26 protein-coding genes, 1 tRNA gene and 1 other RNA gene are annotated in these 25072 nt (G+C 42.2%); 21 read left to right on the plus strand and 7 right to left on the minus strand.

Annotated elements, in window-relative coordinates; genetic code table 11:
* Positions 1-18: 18 nt before the first annotated feature.
* Entirely contained in the window at positions 19-948 is a 930-nt protein-coding gene (locus tag ATE34_RS02085; RefSeq protein ID WP_084911138.1) for an FAD:protein FMN transferase, read from the minus strand.
* A gap of 306 nt (positions 949-1254) precedes the next feature.
* On the opposite strand from ATE34_RS02085, the gene nox reads away from it, so the two are divergent.
* From nox to pdxT, 3 genes are all read left to right on the plus strand, one after another.
* Positions 1255-2634, plus strand: a complete 1380-nt coding sequence (gene nox, locus ATE34_RS02090) for a H2O-forming NADH oxidase (protein WP_084851628.1) — start codon at positions 1255-1257, stop codon at positions 2632-2634.
* Between the two features lie 152 nt (positions 2635-2786).
* Positions 2787-3662, plus strand: a complete 876-nt coding sequence (gene pdxS / locus ATE34_RS02095) for a pyridoxal 5'-phosphate synthase lyase subunit PdxS (RefSeq protein WP_084910890.1) — start codon at positions 2787-2789, stop codon at positions 3660-3662.
* A complete protein-coding gene (gene pdxT, locus ATE34_RS02100) occupies positions 3663-4244 on the plus strand; it encodes a pyridoxal 5'-phosphate synthase glutaminase subunit PdxT (RefSeq protein ID WP_084910892.1) in 582 nt (193 codons plus the stop codon).
* A gap of 19 nt (positions 4245-4263) precedes the next feature.
* Here the strand turns inward: pdxT and trhA are convergent, their stop codons facing one another.
* Both trhA and ATE34_RS02110 read right to left on the minus strand, forming a co-directional pair.
* Positions 4264-4911, minus strand: a complete 648-nt coding sequence (gene trhA, locus ATE34_RS02105) for a PAQR family membrane homeostasis protein TrhA (protein WP_001097972.1) — start codon at positions 4909-4911, stop codon at positions 4264-4266.
* On the minus strand, positions 4908-5354 hold the full coding sequence (locus tag ATE34_RS02110; protein ID WP_061597824.1) for a DUF1836 domain-containing protein: 447 nt from the start codon (positions 5352-5354) through the stop codon (positions 4908-4910). Before ATE34_RS02110 ends, trhA begins: the two co-directional genes overlap by 4 nt.
* A gap of 134 nt (positions 5355-5488) precedes the next feature.
* Between ATE34_RS02110 and ATE34_RS02115 the strand changes: the two genes are divergently transcribed.
* The 7 genes from ATE34_RS02115 to trxB all read left to right on the plus strand — a co-directional run bounded on the left by ATE34_RS02115 (position 5489) and on the right by trxB (position 9843).
* Entirely contained in the window at positions 5489-5983 is a 495-nt protein-coding gene (locus ATE34_RS02115) for a GNAT family N-acetyltransferase (protein WP_061597823.1), read from the plus strand.
* Positions 5980-6495 (plus strand): methylated-DNA--[protein]-cysteine S-methyltransferase, encoded by a 516-nt coding sequence (locus ATE34_RS02120; protein WP_061597822.1) that lies wholly within the window; start codon positions 5980-5982, stop codon positions 6493-6495. Before ATE34_RS02115 ends, ATE34_RS02120 begins: the two co-directional genes overlap by 4 nt.
* A gap of 12 nt (positions 6496-6507) precedes the next feature.
* Positions 6508-6864: an arsenate reductase family protein gene (locus ATE34_RS02125; protein WP_061597821.1), complete on the plus strand. Its 357-nt coding sequence runs from the start codon at positions 6508-6510 to the stop codon at positions 6862-6864.
* 156 nt (positions 6865-7020) lie between these two features.
* Positions 7021-7821, plus strand: coding sequence for an amino acid ABC transporter permease (locus tag ATE34_RS02130; RefSeq protein WP_061597820.1), 801 nt, complete (start codon positions 7021-7023; stop codon positions 7819-7821).
* The gene (locus ATE34_RS02135; RefSeq protein WP_061597819.1) at positions 7821-8564 is read left to right on the plus strand and encodes an amino acid ABC transporter ATP-binding protein; all 744 of its coding nucleotides are present in this window, start codon (positions 7821-7823) and stop codon (positions 8562-8564) included. The genes ATE34_RS02130 and ATE34_RS02135 overlap by 1 nt, the downstream gene beginning before the upstream one ends.
* Positions 8565-8641: 77 nt before the next feature.
* Complete coding sequence (locus ATE34_RS02140) at positions 8642-8866, plus strand: DUF4059 family protein (RefSeq protein ID WP_000926603.1); 225 nt, start codon at positions 8642-8644, stop codon at positions 8864-8866.
* 65 nt (positions 8867-8931) lie between these two features.
* Positions 8932-9843, plus strand: coding sequence for a thioredoxin-disulfide reductase (trxB, locus tag ATE34_RS02145; protein ID WP_061597818.1), 912 nt, complete (start codon positions 8932-8934; stop codon positions 9841-9843).
* A gap of 36 nt (positions 9844-9879) precedes the next feature.
* On the opposite strand, the gene rlmB is transcribed toward trxB, so the two are convergent.
* Together rlmB and def are read right to left on the minus strand one after the other, a co-directional pair.
* Positions 9880-10608, minus strand: a complete 729-nt coding sequence (gene rlmB, locus ATE34_RS02150) for a 23S rRNA (guanosine(2251)-2'-O)-methyltransferase RlmB (protein WP_000855723.1) — start codon at positions 10606-10608, stop codon at positions 9880-9882.
* A 44-nt stretch (positions 10609-10652) separates the two neighbouring features.
* Complete coding sequence (gene def, locus ATE34_RS02155) at positions 10653-11264, minus strand: peptide deformylase (RefSeq protein ID WP_084910894.1); 612 nt, start codon at positions 11262-11264, stop codon at positions 10653-10655.
* 155 nt (positions 11265-11419) lie between these two features.
* Between def and ATE34_RS02160 the strand changes: the two genes are divergently transcribed.
* From ATE34_RS02160 to ssrA, 4 genes are all read left to right on the plus strand, one after another.
* Complete coding sequence (locus tag ATE34_RS02160; protein ID WP_084910896.1) at positions 11420-12727, plus strand: CapA family protein; 1308 nt, start codon at positions 11420-11422, stop codon at positions 12725-12727.
* A gap of 23 nt (positions 12728-12750) precedes the next feature.
* Positions 12751-13578, plus strand: a complete 828-nt coding sequence (locus ATE34_RS02165) for a Cof-type HAD-IIB family hydrolase (RefSeq protein ID WP_061597816.1) — start codon at positions 12751-12753, stop codon at positions 13576-13578.
* A gap of 1 nt (position 13579) precedes the next feature.
* Positions 13580-14215, plus strand: coding sequence for an SGNH/GDSL hydrolase family protein (locus tag ATE34_RS02170; RefSeq protein ID WP_061597815.1), 636 nt, complete (start codon positions 13580-13582; stop codon positions 14213-14215).
* A 60-nt stretch (positions 14216-14275) separates the two neighbouring features.
* Positions 14276-14623, plus strand: a transfer-messenger RNA (tmRNA) gene (gene ssrA / locus ATE34_RS02175).
* Positions 14624-14767: 144 nt separating this feature from the next.
* On the opposite strand, the gene ATE34_RS02180 is transcribed toward ssrA, so the two are convergent.
* Positions 14768-14855: transfer RNA gene (locus ATE34_RS02180), tRNA-Ser, on the minus strand.
* A 161-nt stretch (positions 14856-15016) separates the two neighbouring features.
* Here ATE34_RS02180 and ATE34_RS02185 point away from each other — a divergent pair.
* The 5 genes from ATE34_RS02185 to ATE34_RS02205 all read left to right on the plus strand — a co-directional run bounded on the left by ATE34_RS02185 (position 15017) and on the right by ATE34_RS02205 (position 22004).
* On the plus strand, positions 15017-15757 hold the full coding sequence (locus ATE34_RS02185) for a DeoR/GlpR family DNA-binding transcription regulator (protein WP_084910898.1): 741 nt from the start codon (positions 15017-15019) through the stop codon (positions 15755-15757).
* Positions 15754-16665, plus strand: a complete 912-nt coding sequence (pfkB, locus tag ATE34_RS02190) for a 1-phosphofructokinase (RefSeq protein ID WP_084910901.1) — start codon at positions 15754-15756, stop codon at positions 16663-16665. Before ATE34_RS02185 ends, pfkB begins: the two co-directional genes overlap by 4 nt.
* Positions 16662-18617: a PTS fructose transporter subunit IIABC gene (locus tag ATE34_RS02195; protein ID WP_084910903.1), complete on the plus strand. Its 1956-nt coding sequence runs from the start codon at positions 16662-16664 to the stop codon at positions 18615-18617. Before pfkB ends, ATE34_RS02195 begins: the two co-directional genes overlap by 4 nt.
* Positions 18618-18777: 160 nt before the next feature.
* Positions 18778-19566, plus strand: coding sequence for a HEAT repeat domain-containing protein (locus tag ATE34_RS02200; RefSeq protein ID WP_061597812.1), 789 nt, complete (start codon positions 18778-18780; stop codon positions 19564-19566).
* A gap of 131 nt (positions 19567-19697) precedes the next feature.
* Complete coding sequence (locus ATE34_RS02205; RefSeq protein ID WP_084910905.1) at positions 19698-22004, plus strand: DNA translocase FtsK; 2307 nt, start codon at positions 19698-19700, stop codon at positions 22002-22004.
* Positions 22005-22048: 44 nt separating this feature from the next.
* Here the strand turns inward: ATE34_RS02205 and ATE34_RS02210 are convergent, their stop codons facing one another.
* Positions 22049-22474: a DUF6556 family protein gene (locus ATE34_RS02210; RefSeq protein ID WP_000073837.1), complete on the minus strand. Its 426-nt coding sequence runs from the start codon at positions 22472-22474 to the stop codon at positions 22049-22051.
* 137 nt (positions 22475-22611) lie between these two features.
* Here ATE34_RS02210 and ATE34_RS02215 point away from each other — a divergent pair, with 137 nt between their 5' ends.
* Together ATE34_RS02215 and thiI are read left to right on the plus strand one after the other, a co-directional pair.
* A complete protein-coding gene (locus ATE34_RS02215) occupies positions 22612-23754 on the plus strand; it encodes a cysteine desulfurase family protein (protein ID WP_084910907.1) in 1143 nt (380 codons plus the stop codon).
* A gap of 8 nt (positions 23755-23762) precedes the next feature.
* Positions 23763-24977: a tRNA uracil 4-sulfurtransferase ThiI gene (gene thiI / locus ATE34_RS02220; protein ID WP_084910909.1), complete on the plus strand. Its 1215-nt coding sequence runs from the start codon at positions 23763-23765 to the stop codon at positions 24975-24977.
* Positions 24978-25072 lie beyond the last annotated feature (95 nt).

The following is a 25072-nucleotide window of genomic DNA, read 5'->3' on the forward strand; positions in this document are numbered from 1 at the left end:
GAGATTTCCTTTCTCTTTTTACATAATACAATTTTGAAGGCCTGAAGAACATGCAAGGCGTCCCTCCTTGTCGATGAGAATGGCTTCGATACCATCTAAACTTTCGACTTGCCAGAGGATAGAAGCGCTACGTTCTCCAAATAGGCGGGTTGTCCAAATCTCACCATCAACGGATTTATCAGAGATAATCGTTAGGCTAGCAAGATCGGTTTCGACAGGGAATCCTGTCTCACTATCAAAGATATGGTGATAGTCTTTTCCATCTACTGTCAGGTGGCGTTCATAGATACCTGAAGTGACAACGGATTTGTTAGAAGCAGGAATGGTTAGGAGATGGTTGCCACGAGGATTTCGCGGATCTTGAATCCCAATCTGCCAGGCTTTCCCTTCTTTGGCTTGGTTATCCCCGATGGTGAGGATATTTCCTCCGAGATTGATCAGTGCAGAGGTGACACCGTGTTCTTTCAAATACTGGGCAACCTTATCTGCACTATAGCCCTTGGCTAAACAACCTAAATCAAGCTTCATTCCTTTCTTCTTTAAAAAAACAGTAGAGTTAGTCGGATCCAACTTGATAAAATGCGGGTCAATTAGAGGCAAGACAGCTTCGATTTCTTTAGAGTCTGGAAGCCGTGCATCTGCAAATCCGATTCGCCAGGTTTGAATCAAGGGACCAATACTGATATTTAGATGGCTAGACGGAGCTAGGCTATGCTTAAGTCCAAGAGCAATCAGTTCAAACAGGTCAGGATGAACCTTAACAGGTGCGATTCCAGCCTGGTAGTTGATTTCCATCAGTTCGGATTCTTGACTATTGGCGTTGAAGCGGTATTCGAGCTCCTTGAGCAAATCAAAGACTCCTTGAAGTAGGCAATCAGCCTGTTCATCTACTAATGAAATCGTGATAGTTGTTCCCATTAGCCGTTCCGAACGTGAATGAAGAGGCAAGCTACCAGCTCCTTTCTCTTTATAGGAAATCATTTAATATAAGTTGGTTAAAGAAAAATTAAACCCCTTACATTTTCTTTCCATGTATCTAGCATATCATAAAGTCAGCGTTTTCACAAATGAATTTTGACAAAAAGTCAAGAAATATGCTCAAAATTAGCATGAAAACGATAGAAAAATAATGTTTGTTAATATTAAGTGTATTTTTTCTGAAAAAAAGAGAATTCTGAGCAAATACCTTGTAAACGCTAACAGTAAATGATATACTAGAAAAGTAAATCAAAAATTAAAGGTAGGAATTTTTCTATGAGTAAAATTGTTGTAGTTGGTGCTAACCATGCTGGTACAGCTTGTATTAATACGATGTTGGATAACTTTGGTCATGAGAACGAAATCGTAGTATTTGACCAAAACTCAAATATTTCATTCCTTGGTTGTGGAATGGCGCTTTGGATCGGGAAACAAATTGATGGCCCAGAAGGTCTCTTCTACTCTGATAAAGAAAAATTGGAAGCAAAAGGTGCTAAAATTTACATGAACTCACCAGTTCTTTCAATTGACTACGATAACAAAGTTGTGACTGCAGAAGTTGAAGGAAAAGAGCACAAAGAGTCTTATGACAAATTAATCTTTGCAACTGGTTCAACTCCAATCTTGCCTCCAATCGAAGGTGTAGAAATCGTTAAGGGCAACCGCGAATTCAAAGCGACTCTTGAAAATGTTCAATTTGTTAAGTTGTACCAAAATGCAGAAGAAGTAATCGAAAAACTTGCTGACAAGAGCAAACACCTTGAGCGCATTGCCGTTGTTGGTGGTGGTTACATCGGTGTTGAGCTGGCTGAAGCTTTCGAACGTCTTGGAAAAGACGTGGTGCTTGTTGATATCGTAGACACTGTTTTGAACGGCTACTATGACAAAGACTTTACCCAAATGATGGCGAAGAACTTGGAAGACCACAACATCCGCTTGGCGCTTGGTCAAACAGTTAAAGCCATCCAAGGTGACGGTAAAGTTGAACGCTTGGTAACAGACAAAGAAACATTTGATGTGGATATGGTGGTTCTTGCAGTTGGTTTCCGTCCAAACACAGCTCTTGCTGACGGTAAGATTGAACTCTTCCGTAACGGTGCCTTCCTTGTAGACAAGAAACAAGAAACATCTATCCCAGGTGTATACGCTGTTGGTGACTGTGCGACTGTTTATGACAATGCTCGTAAAGACACTAGCTACATCGCTCTTGCATCTAACGCTGTACGTACTGGTATCGTTGGTGCTTACAATGCTTGTGGACATGAATTGGAAGGAATCGGTGTGCAAGGATCAAACGGTATTTCAATCTATGGTCTTCACATGGTTTCAACTGGTTTGACTCTTGAAAAAGCCAAAGCTGCAGGCTATAATGCAACTGAAACTGGCTTTAACGATCTTCAAAAACCAGAATTTATGAAGCATGACAACCACGAAGTTGCCATCAAGATTGTCTTTGATAAAGACAGTCGCGAAATCCTTGGTGCACAAATGGTTTCACATGATGCTGCAATTAGTATGGGAATCCACATGTTCTCACTTGCTATCCAAGAGCATGTGACAATTGATAAATTGGCTTTGACAGACCTATTCTTCTTGCCACATTTTAACAAACCATACAACTACATTACAATGGCTGCACTTACAGCTGAAAAATAACAATAGCTGAGCTATCTGGCCTTAAGTTAAGGTCAGATAGTTTTTTTAATCCATCTGTACCCAGACAATTATTATTTTTCTATCTTGTACTTCATTCTAATCTGGCTTAAAATGAAATGGTAGCTACCAATACAAATGATGAGGATTAAGAAATGACTGAAAATCGTTATGAACTAAATAAAAACTTGGCACAGATGCTCAAAGGTGGGGTTATCATGGACGTTCAGAACCCTGAACAGGCTCGTATCGCAGAGGCTGCTGGTGCGGCAGCTGTTATGGCCTTGGAGCGGATTCCAGCTGATATTCGTGCAGCTGGTGGAGTTTCTCGTATGAGTGATCCAAAGATGATTAAGGAAATCCAAGAAGCGGTCAGTATTCCAGTGATGGCCAAGGTCAGAATCGGGCATTTTGTTGAAGCTCAGATTTTAGAGGCTATTGAGATTGACTATATCGATGAGAGTGAAGTGCTGTCTCCAGCAGACGATCGTTTCCATGTGGACAAGAAAGAATTCCAAGTTCCTTTTGTCTGTGGAGCTAAGGATTTGGGTGAAGCCTTGCGTCGTATCGCTGAGGGAGCTTCCATGATTCGGACAAAAGGAGAACCGGGTACAGGAGATGTCGTCCAAGCCGTTCGCCATATGCGTATGATGAATCAAGAAATTCGCCGCATTCAAAACCTCCGTGAAGATGAGCTCTATGTGGCTGCCAAGGACTTGCAAGTCCCTGTTGAATTAGTCCAATACGTCCACCAACATGGAAAATTACCAGTTGTCAACTTCGCAGCCGGAGGTGTGGCAACACCAGCAGATGCTGCGCTGATGATGCAATTGGGAGCAGAGGGTGTCTTTGTCGGTTCAGGTATTTTCAAATCAGGAGACCCTGTTAAACGAGCAAGTGCTATTGTTAAAGCCGTAACCAACTACCAAAATCCTCAAATTTTGGCTCAAATCTCTGAAGACCTAGGGGAAGCCATGGTTGGAATCAATGAGAATGAAATCCAAATTCTCATGGCTGAGCGAGGAAAATAGATGAAAATTGGAATATTGGCCTTGCAAGGCGCCTTTGAAGAGCATGCAAAAGTGCTAGAAAAGTTAGGTGTTGCTAGTGTCGAAATCAGAAATTTAGAGGATTTTCAACACCATCAGAGTGACTTGTCCGGTTTGATATTACCTGGCGGTGAGTCTACAACAATGAGCAAGCTCTTGCGTGACCAGCAGATGTTGATTCCCGTCCGAGAAGCCATTCTTTCTGGACTACCAGTCTTTGGAACTTGTGCGGGCTTAATTTTGCTGGCTAAGGAAATCATTTCTCAGGAAGAAAGTCATCTAGCGACTATGGACATAGTAGTTGAGCGCAACGCCTATGGGCGCCAACTAGGAAGTTTTTATACAGAAGCAGAATGTAAGGGAGTTGGTCAGATTCCCATGACCTTTATCCGTGGACCGATTATCAGCAGTGTTGGAGAGGGTGTAGAAATTCTAGCAACAGCTGATGATCAAATCGTTGCTGCGCAAGAAAAAAATATGCTGGTAACCTCTTTTCATCCTGAGTTAACAGATGATGCTCGCTTGCACCAGTATTTTATCAATATGTGTAAAGAAAAAAGTTGAGAAAAGATTCTCAACTTTTTTACATGTAATAAACAATAGCGATGTACTGAAGTGCAGATGCTGCTAGGATAAAGAGATGCCAAATCATGTGGAAATAAGGTTTTTTCTTAGCGTAAAATCCAGCTCCAACTGTATAACAGAGTCCACCAGTTACCATGAGACTCCAGAAAATTGGCGTTGTTTGACTGATAATGGCTGGAATGATAGCCAGAACCAACCAGCCCATGATCAAATAAAGAGCAAGGCTGAATTTCTCATTGACCTTTTTAGCAAAGATTTTATAGAGGATGCCAAAGATGGTCGTTCCCCACTGAATGGCAATAATCAGATAGCCAAACCAGTTATTCATCAAAGTTAATACGACTGGTGTATAAGAGCCCGCTATGGCCACATAAATCATAGAGTGATCGATGATTCGCAAAACGTATTTGTGGGTCGAACCATAGGCCATAGAATGGTAAATGGTTGACGAAAGGAACATGAGAAATAGACTGATAACAAAGATAGAAACACCAAAAGATGATAAAAACCCATGTGCTTCGTAACTATAGGTGGATGAAATGGGGAGTAAGATGAGCATGATAACTGCACCCACAGCATGGGTCACACTATTGGCGATTTCTTCTCCAAAACTGAGTTTTTTACTGAGTTTTAAGCTGGTATTCATTGGATTTCCTCCTCTTCTTTGATAAGGATTAAGTCTAGAGTTTGATGATAGAGTTTAACCGTTTGACAGCTAGTTTGGATAATAGGATTTTCTGGATCAATCCCATGATTCATGTAGTCCACAAAAGCATCGTAGAGCTGGTCTGAGTTCGCTTGAGTTTGTAGAGTATTAAGTGTTTGAGCGATTTCTTGGATCGAAAAGACAGACTTGAGAGTGGTGATGGCAATCAAACGAGCAATCTGTTTGCGTTGGTATTTCTTCTTGTCAGGCTTTGTCAGGTAACCATGTTTGACATAGTTATTGACCATAGATGCGGTCAGGCCCTTTTCTTTATCTGGAGAGATGGGGGCGCAGACTTGATTGACATAAAGCAAAACCTGATCCAGATAGAGGTCAATGTTTGGGATGTCTTCCCATTTTGGGTAGGAAAAGTTAGAATTCATTTCCAACTCCTTTTTATCTAGTTTTAATAACTAGATTATAAAATAATAAAAAACAAAAGTCAAGTTTCAACTGCTTGTAGAAAGCTTTAAATTATGCTATGATGAGAGAAAATAGTTAGAAATGAGGAGAAAAGATGGAGATTCGTTTAGCTTTTCCAAACGAAGTAGATGCAATTATGCAGGTGATGGAGGATGCTAAAAAGTGCTTAGCTGAGTCTGGTAGCGACCAGTGGCAAAATGGCTATCCAAATGCTGACATCATTATTGACGATATCATCTCAGGCCAAGCCTATGTTTCCTTGGAAGAAGGAGAACTGCTAGCCTATGCTGCTGTGACCAAGAGCCCAGAGGAAGCCTATGAAGCCATTTATGAAGGAAGTTGGCAGGGGGGAGAGTCAGAATATCTGGTCTTTCACCGTATCGCTGTGGCAGCAGATGTCCAAGGACAAGGTGTTGCTCAGACTTTCCTAGAAGGCTTGATTGAAGGTTTTGATTATCTAGATTTTCGTTCAGATACACATGAAGAAAACAAGGCCATGCAGCATATTTTTGAAAAGCTAGGATTTCAGCAGGTCGGAAAAGTTCCAGTTGATGGGGAACGTTTGGCCTATCAGAAATTAAAAAAATGAAGCAGAAAAAGTACGCAAAAATGCTCTACCCGTCGCCAATTGGAACCTTATCCTTAGTTGCTGACGAGCAATATCTGTATGGAATTTGGGTACAGGGCCAAACTCATTTTGAAAGGGGATTAGGAGACGAAACGATAGAAGAAGTTGCTAGCCATCCTGTATTAGAGCAAGTTATTTCCTATTTAGATACCTATTTCGAAGGCAGTGTTCAGGATCTATCTGACTTACCCTTGGCTCCCATTGGAACAGATTTTGAAAAGCGAGTCTGGGCTTACTTACAGGACATTCCTTATGGTCAAACAGTAACTTACGGACAAATAGCTCAAGACCTGCAAGTGGCTTCTGCCCAAGCGATTGGCGGAGCAGTGGGGCGTAATCCTTGGTCCATCCTCGTACCCTGCCACCGTGTGCTGGGATCAGGCAATCGTCTGACAGGCTATGCATCTGGAGTCGAAAAGAAAGCCTGGCTCTTGCAACATGAAGGTGTAGCATTTCAAGAAAATAAAAAATAGAAAGAAAAGAAGATGTTAGAATTTATCGAATACCCAAAATGTTCAACTTGTAAGAAAGCAAAAAATGAATTGGATAAACTTGGACTGGAATACCAAAATATCCACATCGTAGAAGAAACCCCAAGTGAAGACGTGATTTTGAACTGGTTGGAAACTTCTGGTTTTGAAGTGAAACAATTTTTCAATACTAGCGGGATCAAATACCGTGAACTGGGCTTGAAAGATAAGGTGGGAAGTTTGTCAAAACAAGAAGTAGCCAAGCTTCTAGCGAGTGATGGCATGTTATTGAAACGTCCAATTTTGGTGGAGAATGGTGCTGTTAAACAAATCGGCTATAGAAAAACCTATGAGGACTTAGGTTTGAGATAGTTTTTATTTATCTCCTTGATAGGTAAAATATATAGCCTCCCTGTTTTAAAGTGTGATAAACTAGAAGATAGACAAAGTCTGATCAGCCCGTAGCAAATAATTTGCTTGCGAGCAGAAGTATGATAGAATGAATCATTATCAGGAGAGGATGTTTTTATGACTGTTACAACATTTTTAGCATCAGATTGGTACCAAAGTTTGATGCAGCTCATTCCGGATGGTAAGCTCTTTAGCTTGCGTTCGGTTTTTGATGGAATTCCAAGGATTGTCCAACAACTGCCTACAACCTTGATGTTGACGCTTGGAGGTGCGATTTTTGGCTTGGTGCTGGCCTTGGTTTTCGCCATTGTTAAAATCAATCGTGTTAAGATTCTATATCCCTTGCAGGCCTTTTTTGTCAGCTTCTTAAAAGGCACCCCAATCCTAGTCCAACTTATGTTGACCTACTACGGGATTCCACTTGCTCTGAAAGCACTCAATCAACAATGGGGAACTGGTTTTAATATCAATGCGATTCCAGCGGCGTTTTTTGCGATTGTGGCCTTTGCTTTTAATGAGGCGGCTTATGCAAGTGAAACGATTCGTGCAGCCATCCTTTCTGTTAACCCAGGTGAAATTGAGGCGGCGCGTAGTCTGGGTATGACTCGTGCTCAAGTTTATCGTCGTGTGATTATTCCCAATGCAGCGGTGGTAGCGACACCGACTTTGATTAACTCTCTTATCGGTTTGACCAAGGGAACTTCTCTAGCCTTTAGTGCGGGGGTTGTGGAAGTCTTTGCCCAGGCTCAAATTTTGGGTGGAGCAGATTATCGTTACTTTGAGCGTTTCATCTCCGTAGCCCTTGTTTATTGGGTAGTCAATATCGGAATTGAAAGCCTCGGTCGTTTCATCGAGAGAAAAATGGCTATTTCAGCGCCGGGTGCAGTATCTACAGATGTGAAAGGGGACCTTCGTTAATGATTAAGATTTCAAATTTAAGCAAATCCTTTTCAGGACAGACAGTCTTGAATCATCTAAACTTAGATATCCAAAAAGGTGAGGTAGTGGCTTTGATTGGTTCATCTGGAGCTGGGAAATCAACCTTTCTTCGTAGTTTGAACTACCTTGAAACTCCAGATAGTGGAACGATTCAGATTGACAATTTTAAAGTTGATTTTTCTCAGATTAGCCAAGAAGAAATCCTAACCCTTCGTCGCAAGTTGTCTATGGTTTTCCAACAGTTTAATTTGTTTGAGCGCCGAACTGCTCTTGACAATGTCAAGGAAGGTTTGGTTGTTGTTAAGAAATTATCGGACGAGGAAGCAACCAAAATCGCTAAGGAAGAGTTGGCCAAGGTTGGTCTTTCTGACCGTGAAAACCATTATCCTCGCCACTTATCAGGTGGACAGAAGCAACGGGTTGCCCTCGCGCGTGCGCTTGCTATGAAACCAGATGTCTTGCTCTTGGACGAACCCACTTCAGCCCTCGACCCAGAATTGGTCGGTGAGGTAGAAAAGTCTATTGCAGATGCTGCCAAGTCAGGTCAGACCATGATTTTGGTTAGTCATGACATGTCTTTTGTAGCCCAAGTTGCAGATAAGATTTTGTTCCTAGATAAGGGGAAAATCATCGAGTCTGGCACACCGGATGAAATCATCAATCATCCGAAAGAAGAACGAACAAAAGAATTCTTCGCTAGTTACAAACGGACTTATATTTGATATAATAGAAAAAGGAAAACTCAGTTAGTTGGACTAGCTGAGTTTACTCTTTAAAAAAGATAGAAACGAGAGAGATCATGCTGCTGCAACTGTTTTCTTTATATTTCGAGAGTTTGATCTTAACGACCATCCTGGTTGTAATTTTTTTGGGGATTTGGATTGGATTGAGAGCCATGTCTGGTGTGGACAAGACAGCCAAGGCTCGTCAAGCTCATCTCTATGATATGATTATGATTGGAGTTTTGGTCGTTCCGGTGTTATCCTTTGCCGTCATGAGTTTGCTCTTGGTTTTCAAGGCATAATCCTTGCGTGATCAGCAAGAATGAGTTAGAATAAAGATAGTTACAACAAGAAAGAAGGAATCAAAATGTACGATACGATTATTATCGGTGCTGGGCCTGCGGGAATGACGGCTGCCTTATATGCTGCCCGAAGCAATCTGAAAGTGGCTTTGATTGAAGGTGGTCTGCCGGGCGGGCAAATGAACAATACATCTGATATTGAAAACTATCCAGGTTATGCCAACATCAGTGGCCCTGAATTGGCTGAAAAAATGTTTGAACCACTTGAAAACCTTGGAGTGGAGCATCTTTATGGCTATGTTGAAAATATTGAAGACCAGGGGGACTATAAGAAGGTAATCACTGATGATCAAGTTTACGAAACCCGTACTGTCATCGTGGCAACTGGGTCAAAACACCGTCTCTTGGGTGTTCCCGGAGAAGAAGAACTGAATAGTCGTGGTGTTTCTTACTGCGCAGTCTGTGATGGAGCTTTCTTCCGTGACCAAGACTTGCTCGTAGTCGGTGGTGGAGATTCAGCGGTAGAAGAAGCTCTCTTCTTGACTCGCTTTGCCAAGACTGTTACTATCGTTCACCGTCGTGACCAACTTCGTGCTCAAAAGGTCTTGCAAGACCGTGCTTTTGCAAATGAGAAAGTCAACTTTATCTGGGACTCTGTAGTTAAGGAAATCAAGGGTGAAAACCGAGTAGAATCTGTCGTATTTGAAAATGTGAAAACAGGTCAAGTAACAGAGCAAGCCTTTGGAGGTGTCTTTATCTATGTTGGTTTGGATCCTGTTAGCGATTTTGTTAAAGAATTGAATATTCAAGACCAGTCAGGCTGGATTGTGACAGACAATCACATGAAGACTGCTGTTGACGGTATCTTTGCGGTTGGAGATGTTCGCCAGAAAGACCTTCGCCAAGTGACAACAGCAGTTGGAGATGGGGCGATTGCTGGTCAAGAAGCCTATAAATTTATCACAGAACATAGTTAAGCAAAAAAGTTTCCAATCAAGTGATTGGAAACTTTTTTATAGTCGATTTCGGAAAACTTCGTACATGAGAATGGCTGCAGCCACACTTGCATTGAGACTTTGAACATGTCCATTCATGGGAATGGTAATCATCTCATCGACCTGTTTTTTGATGTTGCTAGAGATGCCTTTTCCTTCATTTCCGATGATGAGGGCGATTTTCCCTTTTGTATTCCACTTGTGGCAAGGAGTACCGTTCATATCCGTTCCAAAGGTCCAGAATCCTTCATCCTTGAGTTTTTCTAGGGTTTGACTGAGGTTGGTCACTCGGGCAATCGGTACATGCTCAATAGCACCTGTGGCCGTTTTGGCAACGACAGGAGTCACTCCGACAGCACGGTGCTTGGGAATGATGACACCTGAAACATTGGTCGCATCAGCAGTTCTTAAGATAGAACCTAGATTATGGGGGTCAGTTAGACCATCCAGAATCAATAGAAGTGGATTTTCCTCTTGACGTGTTTTTGCAAGGATGTGATCCAACTCGCTATAGGCAAATTCGGACACTCGTAGAACAAAACCTTGGTGGACGGCACCTTCGGTCATTTCAGAGAGAGATTTTTTTGAAGTCCAAGAAATGGATACCTTCTTTTCTGTAGCCAGTTCCTTGATTTTTTCAACATTTTTGCCTCTGAGATCATCTTGGAGGTAGAGTTTGTTTCCTGTATTTGCAAGGAGGGCTTCTGTAACGGCGTGGACGCCATAGACAATATCATTTGTTTTCATGCCTCTATTATAACACAAAACCCCGTCTTGCAACGGGATTTTCTTTATTCGAGGATGAGGAGTCCATCTTTGACAGCAAATGGGTCTTTTTCATTGATACGATCGTAGAACATGATTCCGTTGATGTGGTCAATTTCATGTTGGACAACGATAGAGTTGTATCCTTTAAGCTTGATGCGGTGTTTTTCTCCGTCCTTGTCAAAGTAATCAACAGTGACGCGGGCATGACGAACAACATAGCCTGGAACTACACGGTCGACAGATAGGCACCCTTCTCCTTCACCGAGGGCGGCGTCCTGAACAGAGTGAGAGACGATTTTTGGATTGTACATAACAGCTTGCAGGTCGTAGGCTCCCTGTGGAGTTTCACCTTCTTCCACAATATTTGGCACTAAAACAGCGATAATGCGTTTTGAGATATCTAACTGAGGAGCGGCCAATCCAACCCCACCGCGGAGCCCCATCTTTTCAGCCATAACAGGATCCTGAGAATTTTTGAGGAATTGCATCATCTTTTCTCCAAGGATGATTTCCTGGTCAGACAGTGGGAAAGTGACCTCCTCAGCAACTGCGCGTAAAGTTGGGTTCCCCTCGCGGATAATATCGTTCATATTAATTAAATGAGCAGCTTTTGTAATACGTTCTATAGCAGACATTTTCTCTCCTTTCATTACCTCTACATGATAACACAAAATAGGCGAGAAAGAAAGTCACAGAAGTTCCTAAAAAAAAATATAATAAACGGTATTCCTCTTTTGTCTGTGGTATAATAAAAGAAAAGACTTGCAGTAAAAGCAAGGGGGGAATAAAGATGGAAAAGCGACAAGATAGACGGTCTCATGATTCTCTTTATGAGGTGTGGAAGACTTGTGTTGATTTTTTTCGGAATTATAAATCTTGGACCAATGCCCAGTTTATTATTGTGTTATTGCTTGCAGTTACCTTATCTATGGGATTGAACTTGCTGGTTCGAACAGTACAAGGCAGCAAGGAAACAAGCCCTAACAGTCAGACTATGGCGTCTAGTCAGTCCAAGGAAAATGAATCTGGCGAAACGACGGCGCGTATCATGGCAAATGGTGACCTTCTCTACCATATTCCTATCTACCGAACAGCTCTGAAAGAAGACGGTAGCTACGATTTCCACGAAAATTTTGAATATGTAAAACCATGGCTCAAGCAAGCGGATTTAGTGCTTGGTGACTTTGAAGGAACGGTGAACAAGGATCACTATTTGGCAGGTTATCCTCTCTTTAATGCACCTGGAGAAGTCATGGATGCGATCAAGGATGCAGGCTATCAAGTTCTAGACTTGGCTCACAATCACATCTTGGATTCTCAGATAGAGGGAGTGGTTTCGACAGCAGAAGCTATCGAAAAGGCAGGGATGACACCCATAGGGGTCTACACACATGAATCCCGTGACCAAGCTCCACTAGTTATCAAGGAAGTCAATGGTATCAAGGTAGCTCTTTTGGCCTATTCTTACGGTTTTAATGGCATTGAGCAGTATATCTCACAAGAGGACTATAATCGCTATCTTTCTGACCTGAATGAAGATAAGATGAAGGCGGAAATCGAACGAGCTGAGCAAGAGGCGGATATCACTGTCATCATGCCTCAGATGGGAATTGAGTACCAGCTAGAACCGACGGAAGAACAGAAAACACTGTACCACAAGATGATTGACTGGGGAGCTGATATTATCTTTGGAGGGCACCCTCACGTCGTTGAACCTGCTGAGACAGTTGAAAAAGATGGTGACAAAAAACTGATCATCTATTCCATGGGGAATTTCCTCTCAAATCAGCGCATTGAAACCATGCAAGACGAGGAAAATGCCAAGTGGACGGAGCGCGGTGTTCTCATGGATGTGACCATTAAGAAAAAAGATGGCAAGACTAGGATTGAAACTGCCAAAGCGCATCCTACTTGGGTCAATCGAACACCCAAAGGGACTTACTCTCCAGAAGGTTATCCGCTCTTCCTCTATCAGACCTATATCCTAGAGGACTTCATCGAGGGAGGCAGTTACCGTGACAAGTTGGATGAGGCGACCAAGGAACGCATTGACACGGCCTATAAAGAAATGAATGAACATGTAGGGTTGAAGTGGTAGGTGCTCACCCTAAAGGAGATATGATGACGATTAAATTAATTGCAACAGACATGGATGGAACCTTGCTAGACTCGAGAGGTCAGCTAGATCTGCCCCGCTTGGAAAAGATTTTAGATCAGTTGGATCAAAGGGATATCCGTTTTGTCATTGCGACGGGGAATGAAGTTCATCGTATGAGAGAACTATTGGGACACTTGGCTGAACGAGTGATCCTAGTAGTTGCCAATGGGGCGCGTATTTTTGAAAACAATAAACTGATTCAAGCTCAGACCTGGGATGATGCTATGGTTGACAAGGCTCTCCTTCATTTTAAAGGGAGGGAGTGTCGAGATCAGTTCGTCGTCACTAGTATGAATGGGAGTTTTGTCAAGGAAGGAACTGTTTTTACAGACCTAGAAAAATTTATGACTCCAGAGATGATTGAAAAACTTTACCAAAGGACCAATTTTGTGTATGAGCTAAACTCAGACCTCTTTGGAGGAGTTCTAAAGATGAGCATGGTCGTTGGTGAAGAACGTTCTAGTTCAGTTTTGCAGGAAATCAATGACCTCTTTGATGGTCGTGTAAGAGCTGTTTCTAGCGGTTATGGCTGTATTGATATCCTGCAAGCTGGTGTTCACAAGGCTTGGGGATTGGAAGAATTACTCAAGCGCTGGGATTTGACATCAGAACAAATTATGGCTTTTGGTGACAGTGAAAATGATGTCGAGATGTTGGAGATGGCTGGTATTGCTTATGCGATGGAAAATGCAGATGATGAGGCCAAGGCAGTTGCGACTGCCCTAGCACCAGCTAACAGCCAGGCTGGTGTTTATCAAGTTCTAGAAAATTGGTTAGAGAAAGAGGGATAAGGTGGCAGTACAGTTATTAGAAAATTGGCTCCTAAAAGAGCAGGAGAAGATTCAAACCAAGTATCGTGAATTGAATCAAGTTTCTGTTCTAGAGCCAGATGTAATTTTTATCGGCGATTCGATTGTAGAATACTACCCATTGCAAGAGTTGTTTGGGACTGCAAAGAAGATTGTTAATCGTGGCATCCGAGGCTACCAGACGAAACTGTTATTAGAGAATCTAGATGCCCATCTTTATGGTGATGCTGTGGATCAAATTGTTCTCCTAATTGGGACAAATGATATCGGAAAAGATATTCCTATAAATGAAGCCTTGGATAATCTTGAGCGAGTGATCCAATCAATTGCCCGAGATTATCCGTTGTCACAAATAAAGCTCCTATCCATTTTGCCAGTCAATGAGGGAGAGAAATACAAGCAGACTGTTTATATCCGAACCAATGAAAAGATTAGAGAATGGAATCAAGCCTATGAGGCTCTAGTATCCGCCTATATGCAGGTAGATTTTGTGCCGATTTATGATAGTTTGACAGATTCAGAAGGGCAACTCAAAAAAGACTATACAACAGATGGCCTCCATCTAAGTGTAGCCGGTTATCAAGCCTTATCGGAAGCCTTAAAAGAGTATCTTTTCTAAAGAGGTGGCTTGATTTTGCATTTTTTATGAAGATAGGTTATAATGGTTCTATTGTCTTTTGGGGTCGTTACGGATTCGACAGGCATTATGAGGCATATTTTGCAACCCGTGTGGCGACGTAAACGCTCAGTTAAATATAACTGCAAAAAATAACACTTCTTACGCTTTAGCTGCCTAAAAACCAGCAGGCGTGACCTGATTTGGATTGCTCGTGTTCAATGACAGGTCTTATGATTAGCGAGATACGATCAAGCCTTGTCTAGTGGTTTGATAAGAGATTAATAGACTCGCAGTTCCTAGGCTTGAGTTATGTGTCGAGGGACTGTTAAAACAATACATAACCTATGGTTGTAGACAAATATGTTGGCAGATGTTTGGACGTGGGTTCGACTCCCACCGGCTCCATGATTCTTTCACCAACCTTGGAAAAACGTTGTTAAATCAACGTTTTTTATTTTTTCCTTTGGTATTCCTTGGTATTCTTTTTTTAAAAAGGGATACAAAAAAAGATACAACATTTGTTGTATCTAAAAAAATAATTTTTCTTTTCTACGGAAGACATGGGATTCGAACCCACGCACGCTGTTACACGCCTACCGCGTTTCCAACACGGCCTCTTAAGCCTCTTGAGTAATCTTCCAATACTTACTCAAATAGTCTACCATAAAGCCACTTATCTTGCAATAAAAATTTTGGAAATGAGAAAAATGATAGATTTTGAAAGAAAATGATAAAAAATGCTTGACTTTGGTAGAGATTGTGCTAGAATGAATAGTGTAAACGATAACAGGAGGTGATTTGGTGTTAAAAACTGAACGGAAGCAACTGATTTTAGAGGAGTTAAATCAACATCATGTAGTTTCCCTAGAAAAATTGGTTAGTCTATTAGAAACATCAGAATCGACAGTACGAAGGGATTTGGATGAGTTGGAGGCGGAAAATAAACTTCGTCGTGTGCATGGTGGAGCAGAATTGCCCCACTCCTTGCAGGAAGAAGAAACCATTCAAGAAAAATCTGTCAAAAACCTTCAAGAGAAGAAGTTACTGGCTCAGAAAGCAGCCTCTCTCATTAAAGAAAAAGATGTCATCTTTATCGATGCTGGAACAACAACTGCTTTTTTGATTCATGAATTGGTCAATAAGAATGTTACAGTTGTGACCAACTCAATTCACCATGCTGCTCAGTTGGTTGAAAAGCAGATTCCAACTGTCATGGTTGGAGGTAGTGTCAAGATGACGACAGATGCATGTATTGGTGGGGTTGCTCTTAACCAGATTAACCAATTGCACTTTGACCGTGCCTTTATAGGGATGAACGGTGTAGATGAAAACTACTACACAACGCCAGACATGGAGGAGGGAGCTGTTAAGCGTGCTATTTTGGAGAATGCCAAACAAACCTATGTCTTGGTGGATTCGTCTAAAATTGGACAAACTTGCTTTGCCAAAGTAGCACCACTCAAACGCGCTATCGTTATCACAAGTCAAGGGCATGAGCTCTTGCAAGCCATTAAAGAAAAAACGGAGGTAATAGAAGTATGATTTATACAGTCACACTCAATCCATCCATTGACTATATCGTTCGTTTGGACCAAGTCCAAGTTGGTAGTGTCAATCGTATGGACAGTGATGATAAGTTTGCTGGTGGGAAAGGAATCAATGTCAGTCGTATTTTGAAACGGTTAGACATTCCAAATACAGCTACCGGGTTTATCGGAGGGTTTACTGGTAAATTTATCACAGATACCTTGGCAAAAGAAGAAATCGAGACTCGTTTTGTCCAAGTAGCAGAAGATACTCGCATCAATGTTAAGATTAAGGCCGATCAAGAAACAGAAATCAACGGAACAGGTCCCAATGTTGAACCTGCTCAGTTGGAGGAGTTGAAAGCTGTTTTATCTAGTCTGACAGCAGATGATACGGTTGTGTTTGCAGGTTCAAGTGCTAAAAATCTAGGTAATATTATCTATAAGGATTTGATTGCCTTGACCCGTCAGACTGGTGCACAAGTAGTTTGTGACTTTGAGGGTCAGACCTTGATTGATAGTTTGGACTATCAGCCACTTTTGGTTAAACCAAATAATCATGAACTTGGAGCGATTTTTGGGGTTAAACTCGAAAGTTTGGTTGAAATTGAGAAGTACGCTCGTGAGTTGCTGGCTAAAGGTGCTCAAAACGTGATCATCTCTATGGCTGGGGACGGTGCCCTTCTGGTCACATCTGAGGGAGCTTACTTCGCTAAACCTATCAAGGGAACAGTGAAAAACTCTGTCGGAGCTGGTGACTCTATGGTTGCTGGATTTACAGGTGAATTTGTCAAATCAAAAGACGCAATAGAAGCCTTCAAATGGGGAGTGGCTTGTGGAACAGCAACCACCTTCTCAGATGACTTGGCAACAGCGGACTTTATTAAAGAAACATATGAAAAAGTTGAGGTAGAAAAACGATGAAAATTCAAGACCTATTGAGAAAAGATGTTATGTTGCTGGATTTGCAGGCAACTGAAAAAACAGCAGTTATTGAAGAAATGATTAATAGTCTAGTAGAGCATGGCTATGTGACAGATTTTGAAACCTTTAAAGAAGGAATTTTGGCACGTGAAGCTCTAACTTCCACTGGTTTGGGTGACGGAATTGCTATGCCTCACAGCAAGAACTCTGCTGTAAAAGAAGCGACCGTTCTTTTTGCAAAGTCAAACAAGGGTGTTGACTATGAGAGTTTGGATGGGCAACCAACTGATCTCTTCTTCATGATTGCGGCTCCAGAAGGTGCCAATGATACTCACTTGGCTGCCTTAGCCGAATTGTCTCAATACTTGATGAAAGACGGTTTTGCTGACAAACTTCGCCAAGTAACATCAGCTGACCAAGTTATCGAACTCTTTGACCAAGCTTCAGAAAAAGCTGAGGAGACTGTCCAAGCACCTGTAAATGAATCTGGTGACTTTATCGTTGCTGTTACAGCTTGTACAACAGGAATCGCCCACACTTACATGGCCCAAGAAGCCCTTCAAAAAGTGGCTGCTGAAATGGGTGTTGGCATTAAGGTTGAAACGAATGGTGCTAGCGGAGTCGGTAACCAACTAACTGCAGAAGATATCCGCAAGGCTAAAGCTGTGATTATCGCAGCAGACAAGGCCGTTGAGATGGATCGTTTCGATGGCAAACCTTTGGTTAACCGTCCAGTTGCTGACGGTATCCGTAAGACGGAAGAGTTGATTAACTTGGCTCTTTCAGGAGACGCTGAAGTTTATCGTGCTGCCAATGGAGCAAAAGCTGCAACAGCAAGCAATGAAAAACAAAGTATCGGTGGAGCTTTCTACAAACACTTGATGAGTGGTGTATCCCAAATGTTGCCATTCGTTATCGGTGGTGGGATTATGATTGCCCTTGCCTTCTTGATTGATGGTGCTATGGGTGTGCCAAATGATAGCCTTGGAAATCTTGGTTCCTACCATGAGCTAGCTTCTATGTTCATGAAAATCGGTGGCGCTGCCTTTGGTTTGATGCTCCCAGTCTTTGCAGGATACGTAGCCTACTCTATCGCTGAAAAACCAGGTTTAGTAGCAGGTTTTGTGGCTGGTGCTATTGCCAAAGAAGGTTTTGCATTTGGTAAAATCCCTTATGCCGCAGGTGGAGAAGCAACTTCAACACTTGCAGGTGTCTCATCTGGTTTCCTAGGTGCTCTTGTTGGTGGATTTATCGCAGGTGCCTTGGTTCTTGCTATCAAGAAATACGTTAAAGTTCCTCGTTCACTTGAGGGTGCTAAATCAATCCTTCTCTTGCCACTTTTTGGAACAATTCTGACAGGATTTGTCATGCTGGCTGTCAACATTCCAATGGCAGCAATCAACACTGCTATGAATGACTTCCTTGGCGGTCTTGGAGGAGGTTCAGCTGTCCTTCTCGGTATCGTTCTTGGTGGAATGATGGCTGTTGACATGGGTGGACCTGTCAACAAAGCAGCCTATGTCTTTGGTACAGGTACGCTTGCAGCGACTGTTTCCTCAGGTGGTTCTGTAGCCATGGCAGCAGTTATGGCGGGAGGAATGGTGCCACCACTTGCTATCTTTGTCGCAACCCTCCTCTTTAAAAATAAATTCACCAAAGAAGAACGTAACTCTGGTTTGACAAACATCATCATGGGCTTGTCATTTATCACCGAGGGAGCGATTCCGTTTGGTGCAGCAGACCCAGCTCGTGCGATTCCAAGCTTTATCCTTGGCTCTGCAGTGGCAGGCGGACTCGTTGGTCTTGCAGGAATCAAACTCATGGCGCCACACGGAGGAATCTTCGTCATCGCCCTTACTTCAAATGCTCTTCTTTATCTTGCCTGTGTCTTGGTAGGCGCAATTGTAAGTGGTGTGGTTTATGGTTACCTTCGTAAACCATTAGAAAAATAATCACAAATACTCAAATGACTGAACACGAAAGTGGGCAGTCATTTTTTGATGATGGAGTTAGGGAGAACGGTCTTCAAAGTGATATAATAGAGGTAAATCTTAGAGAATTTAAATGCTAGAATGCTGAAGTTCTACAAATATCTTAGAGGAGATAAGTGTCATGAGTGATTCTAGAAAAGAAGGAATCGACAAACTAGAAAAGGAACAGTTCGGTCACAAAAGTCTTACCAAAGAAGCGTTACAAGGAACCTATGCCAGCTTGGTGGAGGAAGATTTTCCTGATTCTAAACGAATTCATTTTATAGCTGATTTAGGTAGGAGTCCAGAAATTGCCTTTCATTTTGAACTCATTTGCAACGATTGGGAGGAAGGAACTGACCTAAATTTTGAAGCAAGTTTTGACCAGCATGGGCAGGAGGGAATAGACTATCTTTTGGAAACTCTCAATCAAGAGGAAGATGAGAGTCAACGCATTTTGATTGTTTATTTCCTAGCGAAAATCCTTTCCAAAGTAAGACATAGAGATTTTTATGCACCTTCTTGCAAGCAAGTACTTCCTGTTCTAATCTCTCTTTTACCTAGTTCAGAAGCTTCGAATCGTAGAAAGCTAATCGTTGCCCTAGGTTGGATTGGTTCAATAAGTGAGATAGAAATCTTAGGGCAACATCTCTTGACTGACCAAGATGCACTTTGTCGTGCCTGGTCTGCCAGTAGTTTGATGCAATTATCTTTTCATCAAGTTGAAAAAGAAGTCTTGATGGAGAAAACGAAGGATTTGTTTCGAGAGGCGATTCCAGAAGAAAAGGACTTTCGGGCTTGTGCTCTGATGATAGAAGCAGCTCAAGTTTTATTTGGGAAAAAATGGATTCCTACATCTGCTGTAGAGAAGTTGGAAATCGAGAAGATTGAGAAGGCAAGAAAATCAGCAATTAGATTTTTGAAGAAGTAGTGAGACAAGGTTGTTGAAAAATCATATAGAATAGAAAATTCAGAAATATCAACGAAAGATGATTGTGTCTAGTAGATGCAGTCATTTTTTTGATTTCTCTAGATGTTTCTGAAATATGGTATAATAGAAGCATGGCAAACAAAAATACAAGTAAAACAAGACGGAGACCGTCTAAAGCAGAACTCGAAAGAAAACAGGCTATCCAGAGGATGTTGATTTCTTTAGGAATTGCCTTATTGTTGATTATTGCAGCCCTCAAACTCGGTGCAGCTGGTATCACTCTTTACAATCTCATTCGACTGTTAGTCGGAAGTTTAGCTTATGTGGCTATAGGTGGCCTCCTCATTTATCTTTTTCTATTTAAATGGATCCGTAAGCAAGAGGGGCTTCTGTCAGGATTTCTCTGTATCTTCGCTGGCTTGCTCTTGATTTTTGAGGCCTATCTTGTCTGGAAGTTTGGTTTGGAGCAGTCAGTTCTAAAAGGGACCTTGGCTCAAGTTATGACGGACCTTACTGGTATCCGGGTGACTAGCTTTGCTGGTGGAGGTCTGCTAGGTGTTGGACTTTATATCCCCATATCCTTTCTTTTCTCCAATATCGGATCGTACTTTATTGGAGTTCTTTTGATTCTAGTTGGGGCTCTCTTGGTCAGTCCTTGGTCTATTTATGATGTTGCAGCCTTTATTGGAGCTCAGTTCAGATCCTTCATGGAAAAACAGGAACAGAGAAAACAGGAACGCTTCATCAAGAGAGAAGAAGAGAAGGCTCGTCAAGAAGCTGAAGAAGCTGCCAGAATCAAGAGAGAACAAGAAGAACAGGATGCACTACCGCTTCCTCCTGTAGATCCTGAAACGGGAGAAATCTTATCAGAAGTTCCAGACGATGATCTTCCACCAATTTCTGAAAAAGAATGGAGTGAACCGGAGATTATCCTGCCTCAAGCTGAATTTGAAGTTCCAGATGAGGAAGAAGATTTTGAGGATGAAGAGGTGCAGGTTGATTTTTCGGCCAAAGAAGCCCTTGAATACAAGCTACCAAACTTGCAACTCTTTGCGCCAGATAAACCCAAAGACCAGTCCAAGGAAAAGAAGATTGTTCGAGAAAATATCAAAATCTTAGAAGAAACCTTTGCCAGCTTTGGTATCAAGGTAACGGTTGAACGGGCTGAAATCGGCCCATCAGTAACCAAGTATGAAGTCAAGCCAGCAGTTGGTGTGCGGGTCAACCGCATTTCCAATCTGGCAGATGACCTCGCTCTAGCTCTGGCGGCCAAGGATGTCCGGATTGAGGCTCCAATCCCTGGTAAATCCTTAGTCGGGATTGAGGTTCCTAACTCTGAAATTGCGACCGTTTCCTTCCGTGAGCTCTGGGAACAGTCACAGACTAAACCAGAAAATCTCCTCGAAATTCCTCTAGGTAAGGCTGTCAATGGAACTGCTCGCACCTTTGACCTTTCCAAGATGCCCCACCTACTGGTTGCAGGTTCGACAGGATCAGGAAAATCAGTCGCAGTTAACGGTATTATCGCTAGCATTCTGATGAAAGCAAGACCAGACCAGGTCAAGTTTATGATGGTGGATCCAAAGATGGTTGAGCTATCGGTTTACAACGACATTCCTCATCTCTTGATCCCAGTTGTGACCAATCCACGCAAGGCCAGCAAGGCTCTCCAAAAGGTCGTGGATGAGATGGAAAACCGTTATGAACTCTTCGCTAAGGTTGGTGTACGAAATATCGCTGGTTACAATGCCAAGGTCGAAGAATTCAATGCTCAGTCTGAGTACAAACAAGTACCCCTGCCTTTGATTGTTGTCATTGTGGACGAGTTGGCTGACCTTATGATGGTAGCCAGCAAGGAAGTGGAAGACGCCATCATTCGTCTCGGACAGAAGGCGCGTGCTGCAGGGATTCACATGATTCTCGCAACGCAACGTCCATCAGTTGATGTCATTTCTGGTCTCATCAAGGCCAATGTCCCATCTCGTGTGGCTTTTGCAGTTTCATCGGGCACAGATTCACGAACCATCTTGGATGAGAATGGAGCAGAAAAATTGCTTGGTCGAGGAGACATGCTCTTTAAACCAATCGATGAAAATCACCCAGTCCGTCTGCAAGGATCCTTTATCTCGGATGATGATGTTGAACGCATCGTAAACTTCATCAAGGCTCAGGCGGATGCGGACTACGATGAGAGTTTTGACCCAGGTGAGGTTTCTGAAAATGAAGGAGAATTTTCAGATGGTGAAGCTGGTGGCGATCCGCTTTTTGAAGAAGCTAAGGCTCTGGTTATCGAGACGCAGAAAGCCAGTGCCTCTATGATTCAGCGTCGTTTGTCGGTTGGATTTAACCGTGCGACCCGCCTTATGGAAGAACTCGAAATGGCGGGTGTTATCGGTCCAGCTGAAGGAACCAAACCACGAAAAGTATTGCAACAATAAAAAAATAGCTTCTTTCCAAAGCTGGAAGGAAGCTATTTTAGTGGTTATTGATTGCTTTTGTTTTCGGAACTAGTCGTTTTGGACGAGTTTCCACTATCAGTTGTTTCTTTTGTTGAGGAAGGTGTTGAAGAATCCTGAGTTGTTGTTTTCTTCTCTTCTTTTTGCTCTTCCTTCTTATTGGATTGAGGAGTTTCTTCCTGCGGGGTATTTTCTTTAGTAGAAGTGTTGTCCTTGTTAGGTGTAGTATTTTCCTGAGGGGATTCCTTTTGAATCTCCTTGACAACAGTTGTTTGAGTTGTCGTTGGTTCTTTTTTGTTGTTTTTGTTATTATCCATAGCGTTCATGATGGTAATAGTAGCGGTAATTAGGCCAAGGATACTACCGATGGTAGCAATCGTTTTTTGAAAGACAGTAAATCCCTTTTTGATGTGTTCTGTTTTTGGTTTTGAAGTTCTATGATAGTTAGACATGATACTCTCCTTTAATTATGATTTATTATACCTCATTTCTTTAAAAAAATCTTAAAAAAAGAGGACTTGCCCTTTCTTGTCGCAAGCTTCGTTTCATGATACAATAGAAGGAGTGATTTTAGAAAGCGTGAGAAAACATGATCTACTTTGATAATTCGGCAACGACCAAGCCTTATCCTGAAGCACTTGAAACTTATACTCAGGTCGCTTCGAAAATTGTAGGAAATCCATCCAGTCTCCATCGTTTGGGAGATCAGGCAACACGAATTTTAGATGCTTCCCGTCAGCAAATTGCAGATTTGATTGGCAAGAAGAGTGATGAAATCTTCTTTACCTCTGGTGGAACAGAAGGAGATAACTGGGTCATCAAAGGTGTGGCCTTTGAAAAAGCCCAGTTTGGCAAGCACATCATCGTATCAGCCATTGAACATCCAGCAGTTAAGGAATCAGCCCTCTGGCTGAAAAGTCAAGGTTTTGAGGTGGATTTTGCTCCAGTTGATGAGAAAGGGTTTGTGGATGTTGAGACTCTAGGAGCTTTGATACGACCTGATACGACCCTCGTTTCCATTATGGCAGTAAACAATGAAATTGGGTCTATTCAGCCTATTGAGGCTATCTCAGAACTTTTGGAAGACAAGCCAACTATTTCCTTCCATGTTGATGCAGTTCAGGCACTCGCTAAGATTACGACTGAAAAATATCTGACAGATCGAGTGGATTTTGCGACCTTTTCGAGTCATAAGTTTCATGGTGTCAGAGGTGTTGGCTTTGTCTATATCAAGTCTGGTAAGAAAATTACGCCTCTGTTGACTGGTGGTGGTCAGGAGCGAGACTATCGTTCGACAACTGAAAATGTGGCAGGGATTGCAGCGACAGCCAAATCTCTCCGTTTATCTATGGAAAAGTTAGATATCTTTACTAATAAGATAGGGCAGATGAAGGAAGTTATTCGCCAAGCTCTTTTAGATTATCCAGATATATTTGTCTTTTCAGATGAGGAAGACTTTGCACCTCATATCCTGACTTTTGGAATCAAAGGTGTTCGTGGTGAAGTCATCGTTCACGCATTTGAAGACTATGATATTTTCATTTCCACAACCTCGGCTTGTTCGTCCAAGGCTGGAAAACCTGCGGGGACCCTGATTGCTATGGGAGTGGACAAAGATAAGGCCCAGTCAGCTGTGCGTCTAAGCTTAGACCTGGAAAATGACATGAGTCAGGTCGAGCAATTTTTGACCAAGCTAAAATTAATCTACAATCAAACTAGAAAAGTAAGATAGGAGCATTCATGCAGTATTCAGAAATTATGATTCGCTACGGAGAGTTGTCAACCAAGGGTAAAAATCGTATGCGTTTCATCAATAAACTTCGTAATAATATTTCAGATGTTTTGTCCATCTATCCCCAAGTTAAGGTAACCGCTGATCGCGACCGTGCTCACGTTTACCTGAATGGAGCTGACTACACAGCAGTAGCAGAATCTCTCAAACAAGTCTTCGGAATTCAAAATTTTTCTCCAGTATATAAGGTTGAAAAGTCAGTTGTAAGGCTTAAGGCTGCTGTCCAAGAGATTATGCAGGACATCTACAAGGAGGGCATGACCTTTAAAATCTCTAGTAGACGTAGTGACCACAACTTTGAACTCGACAGTCGTGAACTCAACCAAACGCTTGGTGAAGCTGTTTTCGACGTAATCCCAACTATTCAAGCCCAGATGAAAAATCCTGATATCACTCTTCAGGTGGAGATTCGTGAGGAGGCGGCCTATCTTTCTTATGAAACTATTCGGGGAGCAGGTGGATTGCCAGTGGGAACTTCCGGTAAGGGTATGCTCATGTTGTCAGGAGGGATTGACTCACCTGTAGCAGGTTATCTAGCTCTTAAACGTGGGGTGGATATTGAAGCCGTTCACTTTGCCAGCCCACCATACACTAGCCCTGGAGCTCTCAAGAAGGCCCAAGATTTGACCCGTAAATTGACCAAGTTTGGTGGCAATATCCAGTTTATCGAAGTACCTTTCACTGAGATTCAAGAAGAAATCAAGGCCAAGGCGCCAGAAGCCTACCTCATGACCTTGACACGTCGCTTTATGATGCGCATTACTGACCGTATCCGTGAAGTGAGAAAGGGTCTGGTCATTATCAATGGAGAAAGCCTTGGTCAAGTAGCTAGCCAAACCTTGGAGAGCATGCAGGCTATCAACGCTGTGACCAACACTCCTATCATCCGCCCTGTGGTTACTATGGACAAATTGGAAATCATTGACATTGCTCAGGAAATTGATACCTTTGAAATTTCAATCCAGCCTTTTGAAGACTGCTGTACTATTTTTGCGCCTGACCGTCCTAAGACAAATCCTAAGATAGAGAATGCAGAGCAGTATGAAAAACGGATGGATGTCGAAGGTTTGGTTGAGCGAGCAGTGGCTGGAATTATGATCACTAAGATCACGCCTCAGGCTGAAAAAGATGCTGTCGATGAGTTAATTGACAACCTCCTCTAATCAGAAAATCCAGAAGAATTCAGAAAAATAAATGAAAAAGTTAGTTTTTAATCCAAAAAAGGGAGCAAAACTGACTTTTTTTCTATTTTTATGGT

The sequence above is a fragment of the Streptococcus oralis subsp. tigurinus genome (genome assembly GCF_002093545.1).
Classification (GTDB): domain Bacteria; phylum Bacillota; class Bacilli; order Lactobacillales; family Streptococcaceae; genus Streptococcus; species Streptococcus oralis_C.